The following is a 14,507-nucleotide window of genomic DNA, read 5'->3' as shown; positions in this document are numbered from 1 at the left end:
GTCTGCATGGCTTTATAGGGGACGACCCCAGCTCTTACAACGCGGGGTTCTTGACCGCAGGAGCTATGCCGGAGGTCGCAAAAGTCAATGTTAACGGGCGGAAAACGCGGTTAACGGGGCGCTCTCCGGCAATATGTCACATAGGAGAAATCGACGCTGTCCTCGCCCGCCGCCGCGTTCCTGACGCGCGCAACTTCTTCCCACACAGTGAGATCGACGGGCGGCATAAAGGTATCACCCGTCGGCTGCGCATGAACTTCGGTGACTTCAAGACGGTCAGCGATCCCCATCCATTGAGCATAGATCTCGGCGCCGCCGATCACCGCAATCTCAGTGACCAAACGCCGCAGCGCATCGCCGGTCGCTACCGCTCGTGCATCGGCGAGCGATGTGGTGACCGCGGCTCCTGCGGCCTGATAACCGGCATCGCGGGTGATGACGATATTGGTTCGTCCCGGCAGCGGCCTAGGAAGCGACTCGAACGTCTTGCGCCCCATGACGATCGGCTTGCCGATTGTCATCGCCTTGAGGCGCTGCATGTCGGACTTGAGGCGCCATGGAATGGCATTGCCCTGCCCGATCACGCCGTTCTCGGCGACGGCATAGACGAGGACGATCTGAGGGACAGCCGTTGTTGCCGTCAAACCGCGACCTCGGCCTTGATGTGCGGATGCGGATCGTAGCCTTCGAGGGTGAAGTCCTCGTAGCGGAACGCGAAGATGTCCTTCACGTCCGGATTGATCTTCATCACCGGCAGCGCGCGCGTCGGCCGCGTGAGCTGCAGTCGCGCCTGCTCCAGATGATTGGAGTAGAGATGCGTGTCGCCGAGGGTATGGACGAAGTCGCCAGGCTTGAGACCCGTGACCTGCGCGATCATCATCGTCAGCAGTGCATAGGAGGCGATGTTGAACGGCACGCCGAGGAAGACGTCGGCCGAGCGCTGATAGAGCTGGCACGACAGCTTGCCGTTCACGACATAGAATTGGAAAAGACAATGACACGGCGGCAGTGCCATCTGATCGATCTCGGCCGGGTTCCAGGCCGAAACGATCAGGCGGCGCGAGTCGGGGTTGCGCTTGATCATATCAATGACATTGGCGATCTGGTCGATGCTGCGTCCCTCGGGCGCCGGCCACGAGCGCCACTGCGATCCATAGACCGGACCGAGATCGCCATTGGCGTCTGCCCATTCGTCCCAGATCGAGACGCCGTGGTCTTTGAGATATTTGATGTTGGTATCGCCCGCGAGGAACCAGAGCAGCTCGTGAATGATCGCTTTCAGCGACAGCTTCTTGGTGGTCAGTACGGGAAAACCATCGCTGAGCTTGAAGCGCATCTGATGGCCGAACACCGACAGCGTGCCTGTGCCGGTGCGGTCGTGCTTCTCGGCGCCGTCGCTCAGGATTCGCTCTAGCAGGTCGTGATACTGGTTCATGGTCGATCTTGCGGGCTTGTGAGCGGGCGAACTTATCGCCTCGGCCGGTTGTCGGACACGCCGATTCCCGGATTATACCCGGAAAAGTGTATGCCTGCGCCGCAAACGACAAGGGCCGGATTCGTGAGAATCCAGCCCCTGGAATCAACCGGTTAGCCGGTTCCCGATCACATCGCCGGCTTCAAAACCGCCGACCACTTCTCGACTTCGCTCTTCACCAGCGAGCCGAGCGCAGCCTGGGTGCGGGCTTCCGGCTTCGGAATGTCCGAGCCGAGATCGAGTAGACGCTTCTTGACGTTCTCGTCGTCCAGCGCCTTGGCGGCCGCCGCGTTCAGCTTGGCGGTGATCGCGGCAGGCGTGCCCTTGGGCGCGAAGATCGCGTTCCAGGCCGAGGCCTGATACTTCGGCAGACCGGCTTCGGTCGTGGTCGGGACGTCCGGCAGCGACGGGTTACGATCAGGCGTCGCGATGGCATAGGCCTTGATGGTGCCGCCCTTGATCTGCGGAACCGCGTTGACGATCTGGTCGCACATATAATCGACCTGACCACCGACCAGCGCGTTCATCGCGGGACCGGTGCCGTTGAACGGCACACCGGTCGGCTTGATATCCAGAACCGAGCTCAGCAATTCGCAGGACGAATAGGACACCGAACCGACGCCAGCATGGGCCATATTCAGCTTGTCGCTGTTGGCCTTTACATAGGTGACGAATTCCTTGAGATTCTTCGGCGCGAAATCCTTCTTCGACAGGATCAGGATCGGCGTGCCGGCGAGCAGCGCGACGGGCTCGAAATCCTTCTCGGGGTGATAAGCGAGTTTCGGATAGAGTGGTACCGCCGCGGCATGGGTGCCCATGTGGCCGGTGATGATCGTGTAGCCATCATTGGCCGCGCGCGCTGCACGTGTCGCGCCGGTCGTGCCGCCAGCACCGACGACGTTCTCGATGATGATCTGCTGGCCAAGCGTCTTCGACATATCGGCAGCGACAATGCGCGCGATCACGTCGGTTGGACCACCGGCCGCGAACGGCACGATCATGGTGATGTTGCGGGTCGGGTATTCCTGCGCCTGAACAGCAGTTGCCAGTGCGCCAAAGCCGGCGACCGCCGCCAGGCCACTGATCGCAACTCTGCGATTGAACAGCTTCATTTGATTTCCTCCGAGAATAATTTTTGCCGCGAAATGCCGACAGTCGCGGGACTGAATACAAGCAAAGGCCCGAAGTCTATTCGACTTCGGGCCGTGGCGTAACGACGCAGATACGTGGAGTGGTATGTGGAGAGCTTTGTCAGCTCTCGGATTCGACGAAGACCTCGTCGCGTTTCTTTCGCAATGCGGGAAGCACAGCGAGAACCAGAAGGAACGCCGAGATTGCCATCAAAGTAGCGGACAACGGACGGGTGAAAAACACCGTCGCATCACCGCGCGAGATCAGCAGTGCACGACGCAGATTCTCTTCCATCAGCGGGCCGAGCACCATGCCGAGCAGCAGCGGCGCCGGCTCGAAGTCATGCTTGATCAGCCAGTAGCCGAGCAGACCGAATACGCCCGCGAGTACCACGTCCATCGGTGCGTTGTTCACCGAATAGATGCCGATGCTGCAGAACACCACGATCGACGGGAACATCAGGCGATACGGCACGCGGAGCAGCCGGACCCAGATGCCGACCATCGGCAGGTTGATGACGAGCAGCATGAGGTTGCCGACCCACATCGAGGCGATCATGCCCCAGACGAGTTCCGGCTGCTTCTGCATCACCTGCGGACCCGGCACGATGCCATGAATGGTCATCGCGCCGACCATCAGCGCCATCACCGCGTTCGGCGGAATGCCGAGGGTGAGCAGCGGGATGAACGAGGTTTGCGCTGCAGCGTTGTTGGCGCTTTCCGGTGCCGCAACGCCTTCGATCGCTCCACGACCGAAACGCTTCGGATCCTTCGACAGCTTCTTCTCAAGCGTATAGGCCGCGAAGGATGCGATGACCGCACCGCCGCCCGGCAGAATGCCGAGAATGGAGCCGAGCACCGTGCCGCGCAGAATTGCGGGCGTGGAGTCCTTCAGGTCCTTCCGGGTCGGCATCAGGCCCGTAACCTTTTGCTGCACGAGCTGGCGATCTTCCTCGCCGCCTGCATCCAGGTTGCGGATGATTTCCGCAAAGCCGAACAGACCCATAGCGACCGTGGCAAAGCCCAGGCCGTCAGCGAGTTCAGGGATGTTGAATGACATACGCGACGCGCCGGTTTCAATGTCGGAACCGACCATGGACAGCAGCAGACCGAACACGATCATTGCGATCGCCTTCAGCACCGAACCCTTGGCGAGCACCACGGCAAAGATCAGGCCGAGCACCATCAGCGAGAAGTATTCTGCTGGACCAAACGCAAGCGCGAGCTTGGTGAGGGGCGCGCCGAGCACAGCGATAAGGACCGTCGCAACGCAACCCGCAAAGAACGAGCCGATTGCTGCAATCGCGAGCGCCGGACCGGCACGGCCCTGCTTCGCCATCTGGAAGCCGTCGAGCGCAGTCACGACCGAACCTGCTTCACCCGGAATATTGACCAGGATCGACGTGGTCGAACCGCCATATTGCGCGCCGTAATAGATGCCGGCGAGCATGATCAGCGCGCCGACCGGCGGCAGACCGAACGTGATCGGCAGCAACATCGCCACGGTGGCAATGGTACCGATGCCCGGCAGCACACCGACGAGCGTACCGACCAGCGCACCGATCAGACAGAGCAGAATATTGATCGGAAGCGGGATCGACATTCCGCCGAGGAACGCCGGCGTCCACTGCACGAACTGGAAGACGGTGCTGAAGCCAAGACCGAGATTCGAAAAAAGATCACCCATGACGCCCTCGTTCTTAGCGGATCAGAAATGTCGGCCACATCTGCAACGGCAGACCAAGCGCGTACGGGAACAGCAGGGCGCAGAAGCCCGTGAGGCAGGCGCCAACGATGATCGTTTCTTTCCAGCGCGTCTCGGGCGTGCCGAGCGCAGCAATCAGAAAACTCGACATCGCCGCGAAGATCATGCCCATCGGACGAATGCCGACCGCGAAAACCAGAATGGCCAGCGCCACGAAAAACGGACCGCGCCAGTGGAACTTGGAGAGCCCGGGCCCTTCTGTGAAAATGCCGACGACGGTCACGGCTGCGCCAAGACCCAGCAGCAGAATGCCGAACATCCGCGGCGCGGTGCCTGCGCCGAACGAGAAGCCATGCATGCCCTGCAGATCGCTGGATGCCCACAGAGCAAACGCAGCAATCGCCACCAAAGCAAGGCCGCCGATAAAGTCTTGAGGGCCTTTGACCCAGCTCGGTAAGATGGATTTCTCCGGCGCATGGCTCGGCGCATCACTCATTGGTACGTTCCCCTGTCACGAGCTTGTAGCCCAAACAACATCGTTCGGAGACCGCCCAACGGCTCCGTGGTCCAGCTTGCTAGCGATTTTCGTCAGAGAATGCCAGCGAAACCAAGAAGCCCCCCGGCAACTAACAACCATAGCGGGTTAAGCCGCGTGGCAAACGCCAAAACGGCGGCACTCCCCGTTACCAGAAACGCCGTCCAGGTCGTGTCGGAAGCGAACAGCAGAACCAGCCCGCTCGCGCTCATAAGGCCTATCGATAAAGGCACCAGCGCTGCCTGTACGATTCCCGGCCATTGTGCGTGGCCCGATCGCGCCAGCAATTGGCTGACATAATAAGCAAATACAGCTGTCGGTCCGCACATGGCCAGCGTTGCGACCAATGCGCCCATGATGCCAGCGACCTGATAGCCGATCAGCGTCACAATGAGAACGTTCGGCCCCGGTGACAGCTGCGAGATCGCAAACACATCCGCGAACTGCTTGTCGGACAGCCAGTGATTGACATCGACCGCGAGCCGATGAATTTCGGGAATGGCCGAATTGGCGCCGCCCACGGCAAAAAGCGACATCAGCCCGAACGACCAGGCCAGCGTGACAAGCGATCCGGGGCTGCTGTCGTTCATGCTGCCGCTCGCCGTCGCATCAACATGGTCAGGCCGATACTGATGGGAATCGAGACCAGGAGGACTGTTGGTAACGGCCATCGCATGACGCCGACCGCGACGAAAACGGCGATCAGGAGCGCAAGGCTGACCGGCTCACGCTTCTTCAGAAGTGGCAGCATCATTCGGAAGATCACCGCGAACAGCAATCCGACGGCAGCGCATGAAACGCCGGCGAGTGTGCGCCGCAGCGCCTCAATATCTCCAAAGCGTGCATACAGGATCGCCAGAATAGTCACGATGATCACAGGCGGCCCGAGCAATCCCGCAAAGGCTGCAATGGCGCCAGGCACACCTCGAAATCGCGATCCAAATACAACCGATAGATTGACGATATTCGGCCCGGGCAAGAAGTGGCAAAGCGCAAAAGTCTCGTTGAATTCCTCGGGCGTCATCCAGCGATGCTGCTCGACGATCGCCCGGCGCGCCCAGACCAGAACGCCACCGAAACCGGCCAGGGACATCTTCGCAAAGGCAACGAATAGCGTCAGCAGTCCCGGCGGCGATGCCGACGCGAGTTCCGCAGCGGAGGCGTCAGCCTGTGGTGAACCTGGGCGCATGGTCCAGAACTAGGGCCATCCGCCTATCGGGCCAATCAATTTTTGCCTGTTTCCACGCCAATCGGCGGTTGAAATGACAGCCCGGCTGTATCGCGTCCAATTTGCGTCATATATAGAGGGCGCCATCTTTTCCGGCTGCTGACCTCGGGTCAAGACCGGGATAGAGTGGTTCGTGACGCGAGTCGGACTCCGGCCTCGCCTTCACTCCATATATGGCCATGACCAAGACAAGCGACGGGACCGACCGATGGCAACCGATCATATTCGATACGATGTGCTGGCGCGCGACGCCCTCCGTGGCGTGTTGCGGCGCGTGCTGATCGACGCTGCCGAGCATGGCCTGCCGGGCGAGCACCACTTCTTTATCACCTTCGTTTCAACGGCCGACGGCGTCAAACTCTCGCCGCGCCTGCTGGCCCAGTATCCAGAGGAAATGACGGTGATCCTGCAGCATCAGTTCTGGGATCTCGCGGTCACCGAAGATCGCTTCGAGGTTGGCCTGTCCTTTAATGGCATCCCCGAGCGCCTCGTCGTGCCGTTCAACGCCATCAAGAGCTTCTACGACCCCTCCGTGCAATTCGGCCTGCAGTTCGAAACAGAAACCGCTGTAGAGACCCCGGCTGCCGGCGCGACATCCGCGGCCAGCGCGGCGTCTGCTCTCGCCGCCCCTCCAGCTCCGCCCGCGCCTGTTTCAGAGGAAGAACCGCCGAAATCGGGCGAAGGTGCAGAAGTCGTCCGTTTAGACCGCTTCCGGAAAAAATAATCGCAAGACGTTGTAAAGTGCCGGGGCCGCGTTCGCGCGGCCCCATTCTTATGCGCCGCAGCCACCAACAGTCTCTGCAGGGAGCGCGGCATCGCAAGGACCGTATCCATGGCCAAATCCTCGAAGACCTCCGCCACCCGCACCGAAACCGACAGCTTCGGTCCGATCGAGGTTGCAGCGGATCGCTATTGGGGAGCGCAAACGGAACGGTCGCGACAGAATTTCAAGATCGGTCACGATCGCATGCCGATGCCGATCATTCGCGCGCTCGGCATCGTCAAACTGGCAGCGGCCGAAACCAATCGCGAACTCAAACTGCTCGAGCCCAAGCTTGCAAAAGCCATTGTGAGCGCAGCACGCGAAGTCATCGACGGGAAACTGGACGACCACTTCCCGCTGGTCGTCTGGCAGACCGGCTCCGGCACGCAGACCAACATGAATCTCAACGAGGTCATTGCCAATCGTGCGAATGAGCTTCTTGGCGGTGAACGCGGCGCCAAGAAGCCAGTGCACCCCAATGACCATGTCAACATGAGTCAGTCGTCCAACGATTCGTTTCCGACTGCGATGCACATCGCGGCAGCGCAGGGTATTATGGAGTACCTCGTCCCCGCACTAAGCGAACTACATGCTGCGTTGCGCAAGAAGGAAAAAGCCTTCGCAAAGATCGTGAAGATCGGACGCACACATACACAAGACGCGACGCCGCTCACGCTCGGGCAGGAGTTTTCAGGCTATGCGGCGCAGATCGAAAGCGGCATCAAACGCTTGCGAAGCGTAGTGAAGGATCTCTACCCGCTCGCCCAGGGCGGAACTGCAGTCGGGACCGGCCTCAACTCCAAGCCTCGTTTCGCGAAGTTGTTCGCGAAGCATGCAGAAACAATTACCAAGCTCCCTTTCATCACTGCACCGAACAAATTCGAAGCGCTCGCATCAAACGACGCCTATGTGTTTGCACACGGAGCGATCAACTCGATCGCAACAAGTCTATTTAAGATTGCAAATGATATCCGGCTGCTCGGATCCGGCCCCCGCTCCGGACTCGGCGAATTGATACTTCCGGAGAACGAGCCTGGCTCATCCATCATGCCTGGAAAGGTAAATCCGACACAATGTGAAGCAATGACAATGGTATGCTGCCAGGTATTCGGCAACCACACGGCAATTACGGTGGCCGGCAGCCAAGGGCACTTCGAACTCAACGTCTACAAGCCGGTGATGGCCCATTGCATGATGCAGTCCATCCAATTGATTGCCGACGTTGCGCGATCCTTCACAGAGCATTGCATCAACGGAATTCGCGCCGATGAAAAACGAATTCATGAGTTGATGGAACGATCACTGATGCTCGTGACTGCACTCGCACCGAAAATCGGTTACGATAACGCAGCGAAGGTTGCTAAGGTTGCTCACGCGAACGGAACGACATTGAAGGAGGAAGCGCTGCGGCTTGGTTTTGTTAGTGCAGCTGAGTTCGATCTTCTTGTTCAGCCGATCAAAATGATACATCCTAGGTAAGCAAGAATATTTGCTCACAGCTTGTTGAGAATATCCCCAGAAGGAAATAGTTATAATTCATATCTGCTAAATGGTTAGAATGGTCGCATATCAGACGCGTTTTTCCTTGTGAACAGCAGAAGGTGATCTGGTTACGCTTCGTAGATGACTTCATTTTTCTGCGGAGCTTGTTTGGAACTACGGAGAATATTTTAGGATGGATATCGAAACCGCATTCACCTTCGTCTCGTGCAACTACTGGATGGTGAAGACGACGTTTCCCGCCCCATCATTTTTTTAAAGACAGGAGCGATCATGGGTGACCTGATCAATCTCAATCGCTTCAAGAAGCGCACTGCACGAGAGGAATCGGCAAAACAGGCCGATATAAACCGTGCGCGTTTCGGACGGACTAAATCAGAACGAACATTGCAGGAGCAACGCACAGTCCGTGCGAACACCCTGCTGGATCAGCACCACATCGATGGCGAGGACGCATCATGAAATCGCCCGTAGTTAAGAGATCGATCGTTGTTGCGGGTCACAAGACCAGCGTGAGCCTCGAAGAGGCGTTCTGGAACGGCATGAAGGAGATTTCGAATCTTCGCGACATGACGCTTTCAGAGCTGGTCGGTGAGATCGACACAAACCGTCAGCAGGGCAATTTGTCATCCGCGATTCGGCTATTCGTGCTCGACTACTTCCGGACACGTGCCGTTCCGCAACAGCGGATGCCGGACCACAACAACCTCTCTGCTTGAACACTGCCGGCCATCAGCGAATCGCTTCACTGTTGGTCGGGTTTGCTCACTAAGCTCATTGTCAGAACGTCGGCCGTGCTGAATTCACAACCGGCGGCGTGAGCACGAGTGGAGGCGCTGGCCTCGGTCTTGGCGTGCGCGCAGCGCCGGGGGCTGGACGAATTTCAATGGGTGCAGGCAACGGCGCAACCTGCTGACTTGCGACCGGCGGTGTCGCTGGACGAGGCGTAGCAGCCTTCGGTGCAGAACGGCGCGGATCGCGACCGGGAAGAAGCACATCGGAGGGCGCGGAGGCCGTCGGTGGATCGCTCGCGGGTACCTGCGTGTCAACGGGCAGCGAGGCGGACGGCGGAGGAACGGCAACGGGCACAGCCGTCGGTGGCAGTTCACCGCGTTCAAGCGAATCAAGCCGGCGCGTCTCGCGATCGATTGCGCGCACTGCCAGCCAGGACGATAACGCCGCCACATCAAGCGTGCGATCGAGCTTGTCAGGCGTTCCCACCGCGAAGATCTGAACTTCTGGCCGGACACTCGACGTCCCCGCGCTTGTGCCGGTCAATGTTGCGCGCATATCCACCTGGTCGGCAACGATGTCGTACCCCCCCGATACAATGGCCCGCCCTCCTTCACCTTCGAGCGTCGTCGCACCAACGCGCAGGCGGCTATCCTTGATACTGAACGGGACCTGCACCGAAGTTACGGACAATGCACCGGCGCTGATCGCAGTATCGACGATCTGATGCAACGTGGCGTCATTCGTGGCCTGCCCGGAATCGCTGGCGCGAATCGCAATGTCGAAGGCACGTGGGTCGAGGCCATTGATGCGCCCCCCATCGATTGTCAGCAATCCACTGCCGGACAATGCGCCTTCCAGAGCCGAAGCACTGCGCCCCTGACTGGCCAGCGTCATCCGCAGCGATGTTTTGCCTGCGGGCGTTGTCAGGGAACGATAGCGCAAGTCAGCGCCGTCGATCCCGGAGAATTGCACGCGAGCGCCAAGCGCATATCCGGTGATCGACGGCTTGAGATCGACATCAGCCGTGATCTCGCTGCCGCCGACGGCCCCCTTGATCGTATCGATCGTCAGGGCCTGGCCATCGCTCTTCACAGTGCCACTGACGGGGCGTAATTCAATGCCGCCCGGCAGTGTTCCGCGCAGCGCCTGAAAGGCCAACTGCCCGCGCCATCCCTGCAGCACGCCACGTCCGAGCGGATCCGTGGCGTCGCGACCTCTGGTGCCTATAGCAAGGCCGAAGGCCGGCCCGAGTTCGATCGCATCTATGCCGATCTGACCATCGACGGCCTTCTCGGCCCCAAGCGTCAGTGCAATACGGCCGCGCACGCGTGAACCGGCCAGCGTGCTGTCGATATCTTCCAACGTAACTTTGTCGCCGTTCAATGTGAGCCGCGATGACAGGCTGACATTCTGCGCGGCCGCATCCGATGGTTTGAGAGCGACCAGCGGCGCCAGATTGGCGCGACGTATCGCAAGCGCCAGCGATGCTTTGGGTGCTCCCGCCCAAGGTTCGGCACTGCCCTGAACATCGGCATCGACATCCGCACCGGACAGCTTTGCCGTGACGTGCAGCGGTGCGCGCCATTGCCCTTTTGCCGATCCTTCGAAGTTCACAATGGCGTCGCTTGCAGCGATCGCATTACTCAGACCCAGCAATGCGAGAAGTTGTCCGCCCTGCCCGGCCAATTTGGACTCAAGTGCCACATCGCTGCGCGACAGCTCATTGAGGTCGACGCCGCGCATCGCCGCTACAGGAGGCGATGCGGTCAGCGTCGTCGTCCCCTTCACCTGCGGCGCATCGATATCGAACACAGCGCGCGCATTTGTGCGATCGGCGCGTTGTTGGTCCTTTGTCAGATCGAGCGACAGTTTGACGCGAACCGCGCCGGGCACTGCAGCCATGGAGTTAAGCCTCGACGCAACAGATGGCGCCAGCGGCGTGAGCATGTTGCTGATCTGGCTCATCGATGCGGATGTGGCGTTGAGTGTCAGCTTGCCCGTGGCCTCCATACGATCGAACGAAGCGCGGCCATCGAGCATCAGGCCGGAGACTTCACCAACTCTGAAGCGATCAACCGAAATCATCTTCGGGCTGTAGGCCAGTTGCGCCACGAACGGGCGCATCTCCTGCCCGGCTGACACAGCACGCCCGATATCAAGTGACACCTGCCCTGCATCTGGCCACTCGACCTGCGGCTCGCCAAGCGACCGGATCAAAGCCACCATTGCGTCGAGATCGAGCCGGTCGGCCTTCAGGTCGGCATCGAAGCGGGAGCCGCCAGCGGCCGAGGGATACGAATATGCAGCACGACCTTCGACCGTACCGCCGTCGATCTCCGCCTTGAGCGCCTCGATGGCCAAGCGACTGGACACCGAAGTGATATTGCCGCGAATGCGCAACGGCTTCTGATTGCGCAAGCCAATGTCTGTTCGGCCCTTGAGCCACCCAGCGAGCGCGTCCGGATCGGACGACTCGACCGCGATGGCTCCCTTGAAGCCATCCGATGCACCAGGCTGTGCCGCGCCGCCACTCAATATAACGCGGGTCGCGCCCGGCGCACGAAACTCGAGACGATCGACCGTCCATGTTGCCGCATCACTGCGCAGGTCAGCGCCGATATTCTGCACGGGCTTTCCACCGAGCATGATCTGCTCCACGCCAATCTCGATCTGCGTCGCCAAGGGCGCAGCGGGTACGCTTGCCAGCAATTTGCGGAGCGCCGGCAATGGCGTCCCAGCATCGCTGGATGCAGTGCCCTTCGAGAGCAGACGATCCGCATCAAGCTGCTTGGCCGATAACACGGCATGCAACAGCGGTGACGCGCCAAAGCGCATGTCTGCAACACCGGCAAATCTGAGTGCGGTCTCTTCAGCGCCATAACTGGCTTCCAGCGCTTCGAACTGAGCAGCCGCTGGATCGGCCTTGATCTTGGCAAACACGCGCCAAGGCGTCGGCATTTGATCGTCGGCGCCTTTGGCTTTCACACCGGGGGGGCTTGCGAGCGTCAACGCACCGTCAAAGCGTGGCGTACGATTGTCAAAATTCAGTACGCCATCGAGGTCGACGGACCACGGCTTTTCGCCGGGGTCGACCGTGAAGCGAACGCGTGTGCCGCTACCGTCACTCGTTTGTCCCGATGATACACGGAACGGATAGCGTGCGCCGCCCAACAGAAAATTTCCGTCCCCGCGCATGGCGCCGGCCGCCAATGAGCGGACATCGCCGCTGAAGGCGACGTCGTAGAGTTCGAGCGTGCTCTTGCTCGCAGCATCGTGGAGTGCGACGCGGCCGGTGACGTTCAACCGGTCTATCGCCAGCGCGCCAAGATTGAATGGCCCGGTGGACGCCGGAAGATCGATACGCCCCTGCGCATTGAGGCCGAGATCGACCGCAGCGCCGCCGATGGTGAGTTCGGTCGCGCGCCATTCGCCGCGCATCAACGAACTCAGGCTGAATTCCACGTCGAGATTGTCTGCCCGGATCTTGCCGAGATCATTGGGGCTGCCCACCGTGATCGACTGCAGCCGCAGCGAGGGCGCCGGCAGCAACCGCGCGTCCAGCCCGCCACTCACCCGAACAGGTATTCCAACCACGCGCGAAGCCTCAGCCTCGAGTTGCGGGCGAAACTGATTCCAGTCGATGAAATAGGGCCCGACCAGAGCAGCAACCAGCGCCAGGATGAATGCAATCGCCAGGCCGAGCAGTGTTGTCTGCACCGATTCTCCCCTCGAGCGCTCCAGCGGAATATCCACCCACCTGCCAGGCAAAGCGCATTGCAGCACACCACCGAGCACAACACCTTACAGGCGTTGCACGGTCACGCCGAAATACGCGGGAACGCATCTATTTATAGAACCAACTGTGGCGAAGTCACAGCACGCAATACATGGCCCGATCAGCCATCCCTCGCCATCCGCTTGCGGCAAATCGCCCGGCTGCGATCAAATCGAAGCGCCCTGCTCCAGCGGTTTTACGGCGCCATGGGCACGGTGCAAACGTCCCGCCACCGCCCTCACCTTGCCCGGCGACGCCATCCAGACCGCAAAGGTCGCCAGAGCGCTGACTGCAATTCCCAAGGCAAATGCCGGCGTATAGGTGCCGAAATGGTCGTGCAGAATGCCCGTCACCAGAGGGCCGGCAGCGCCGCCGGCCAGCGCAGCCAGCATCAGCGTGCCGAAAATGCTGCCGAAATGCTCGCCCTGGAAAATCTCGGCAACCACGGCGCCCATGATGGACGTCACGCCATAGCCTAGAAGGCCCTGCGAGATCACCATGAGATAGACGAGCGCCAGACTCGGCACGAATTCCAGCGCAATTAGGGACGCAAAGCAGATTGCGAAACCGACACCGCTGACCGTCCAGATCCATTCGCGGCCGATGCGATCGGACAGATGGCCCAGAAATATCTGGCCGGGCACGCCGAACAGACTGACCATACCGAGCGCCCAAGCGGCGACACCCGGCGTGAAGCCGATATCGAGCAGATACTTGGTTTGATGGACCTGAACAGCGTACCAGGCATACAGCCCGCCGAACAGACCGAGTGCCAGCCACCAGAACCGCGCCGTTCGCACAGCGCGCGCCAGCGTCCAGTCGATACTGGCCCAGACCGGATCAACCACGTTGGATATATGCTTCGCAGACGAGGTCGGCGCCGGATCGCCATCCGGCAAGAGCCCCATATCCTGCGGGCGCTTGCGCAGCAGCAGATTGATCGGCACGAGCACGACCAGCACCACGAGCCCCACCGCTGTGCAGGCCGTACGCCAACCGGTCTGCTCGATCATCAGTTGCACCCAAGGGAGGATCGTCACCGACCCGATGCCAACGCCGGCAAATGCAAGGCCGACCGCAAGACCGCGCTTGCGGCTGAACCAATTCGGCAGAAACAGCGATTGTCCGGAATAGCCGAGACAAACGCTGCCTGCGCCGACCAGAACGCCGATGGTTACGTACAAATGCCACGGCTGCGTCGTCAGCGGCGCCAGCAACAGGCCAGCAGCCATCAGCACGGTGCCAAGTTCCATGACGGCTCGCGGGCCGCCGCGGTCCATCAGTCTGCCCATCAGCGGGCTCATGATCGCGGAAATCAGGAAGCCGAATGAAAAGGCACCGGCGGTGACGCCACGGTCCCAGCCGAACTCCTGGAGAATTGGCGGGAAGAACAGCGAGAACGATGTCCGCGCATTGACCCCGATGGCCATGGAAACGAACGTGACGGCGACGATGACCCAACCATAGAAAAACGGTAGCCGCATCGGGTGATGCCTTTTTATTGGACGCATTCTGCGTCAAAGCTCTGATCGCATCTTCCGTAACCGAAAAACGCAATCCATGCTGGTATATAATTATATCTACAACTTTAAACTTTTTAAGAATAGTTAAGCATTGCCACTGCTGCCGAGTTTTCCGTCCCATTCGGCCTGACCGGATAGG

Annotated in this window: 13 protein-coding genes; 4 read left to right on the top strand and 9 right to left on the bottom strand. The window is 60.1% G+C overall.

All coding sequences use genetic code 11. The annotated features are described in order from the left end of the window. Window positions 1–110 precede the first annotated feature (110 nt). The 7 genes from AB8A27_RS05820 to AB8A27_RS05790 form a co-directional block, all read right to left on the bottom strand. Window positions 111–644 (bottom strand): dihydrofolate reductase, encoded by a 534-nt coding sequence (locus AB8A27_RS05820; protein ID WP_441241087.1) that lies wholly within the window; start codon window positions 642–644, stop codon window positions 111–113. Beyond that, a complete protein-coding gene (locus AB8A27_RS05815) occupies window positions 641–1,435 on the bottom strand; it encodes a thymidylate synthase (RefSeq protein WP_441241086.1) in 795 nt (264 codons plus the stop codon). Before AB8A27_RS05815 ends, AB8A27_RS05820 begins: the two co-directional genes overlap by 4 nt. Before the next feature lie 167 nt (window positions 1,436–1,602). Beyond that, complete coding sequence (locus AB8A27_RS05810; RefSeq protein ID WP_441241085.1) at window positions 1,603–2,586, bottom strand: tripartite tricarboxylate transporter substrate-binding protein; 984 nt, start codon at window positions 2,584–2,586, stop codon at window positions 1,603–1,605. 139 nt (window positions 2,587–2,725) lie between these two features. Beyond that, entirely contained in the window at window positions 2,726–4,291 is a 1,566-nt protein-coding gene (locus AB8A27_RS05805) for a tripartite tricarboxylate transporter permease (protein WP_441241084.1), read from the bottom strand. Window positions 4,292–4,304: 13 nt separating this feature from the next. Beyond that, window positions 4,305–4,805: a tripartite tricarboxylate transporter TctB family protein gene (locus tag AB8A27_RS05800; protein ID WP_089268259.1), complete on the bottom strand. Its 501-nt coding sequence runs from the start codon at window positions 4,803–4,805 to the stop codon at window positions 4,305–4,307. Window positions 4,806–4,897: 92 nt separating this feature from the next. Continuing rightward, on the bottom strand, window positions 4,898–5,434 hold the full coding sequence (locus AB8A27_RS05795) for a chromate transporter (RefSeq protein ID WP_441241083.1): 537 nt from the start codon (window positions 5,432–5,434) through the stop codon (window positions 4,898–4,900). Then, window positions 5,431–6,033 (bottom strand): chromate transporter, encoded by a 603-nt coding sequence (locus tag AB8A27_RS05790; protein ID WP_115033406.1) that lies wholly within the window; start codon window positions 6,031–6,033, stop codon window positions 5,431–5,433. Before AB8A27_RS05790 ends, AB8A27_RS05795 begins: the two co-directional genes overlap by 4 nt. Window positions 6,034–6,280: 247 nt before the next feature. On the opposite strand from AB8A27_RS05790, the gene AB8A27_RS05785 reads away from it, so the two are divergent. The 4 genes from AB8A27_RS05785 to AB8A27_RS05770 all read left to right on the top strand — a co-directional run bounded on the left by AB8A27_RS05785 (window position 6,281) and on the right by AB8A27_RS05770 (window position 9,054). Continuing rightward, a complete protein-coding gene (locus tag AB8A27_RS05785) occupies window positions 6,281–6,796 on the top strand; it encodes an SspB family protein (protein WP_092151137.1) in 516 nt (171 codons plus the stop codon). A 108-nt stretch (window positions 6,797–6,904) separates the two neighbouring features. Further along, window positions 6,905–8,314 carry a class II fumarate hydratase gene (gene fumC / locus AB8A27_RS05780; RefSeq protein ID WP_441241082.1) on the top strand — a complete coding sequence of 470 codons (1,410 nt, stop codon included), beginning with the start codon at window positions 6,905–6,907 and terminating at the stop codon, window positions 8,312–8,314. A 294-nt stretch (window positions 8,315–8,608) separates the two neighbouring features. Continuing rightward, the gene (locus tag AB8A27_RS05775; RefSeq protein ID WP_092151131.1) at window positions 8,609–8,797 is read left to right on the top strand and encodes a DUF4169 family protein; all 189 of its coding nucleotides are present in this window, start codon (window positions 8,609–8,611) and stop codon (window positions 8,795–8,797) included. Next, window positions 8,794–9,054 carry a ribbon-helix-helix domain-containing protein gene (locus tag AB8A27_RS05770; protein ID WP_092151128.1) on the top strand — a complete coding sequence of 87 codons (261 nt, stop codon included), beginning with the start codon at window positions 8,794–8,796 and terminating at the stop codon, window positions 9,052–9,054. Before AB8A27_RS05775 ends, AB8A27_RS05770 begins: the two co-directional genes overlap by 4 nt. 61 nt (window positions 9,055–9,115) lie before the next feature. On the opposite strand, the gene AB8A27_RS05765 is transcribed toward AB8A27_RS05770, so the two are convergent. Both AB8A27_RS05765 and AB8A27_RS05760 read right to left on the bottom strand, forming a co-directional pair. Next, window positions 9,116–12,787 (bottom strand): AsmA family protein, encoded by a 3,672-nt coding sequence (locus tag AB8A27_RS05765; protein ID WP_441241081.1) that lies wholly within the window; start codon window positions 12,785–12,787, stop codon window positions 9,116–9,118. A gap of 225 nt (window positions 12,788–13,012) precedes the next feature. Further along, complete coding sequence (locus AB8A27_RS05760) at window positions 13,013–14,329, bottom strand: MFS transporter (RefSeq protein ID WP_441241080.1); 1,317 nt, start codon at window positions 14,327–14,329, stop codon at window positions 13,013–13,015. Window positions 14,330–14,507 lie beyond the last annotated feature (178 nt).

The sequence above is a fragment of the Tardiphaga sp. 768_D3_N2_1 genome (genome assembly GCF_052076105.1).
Lineage (GTDB): Bacteria > Pseudomonadota > Alphaproteobacteria > Rhizobiales > Xanthobacteraceae > Tardiphaga.
This window is presented reverse-complemented; position numbering and strand designations above follow the sequence as displayed.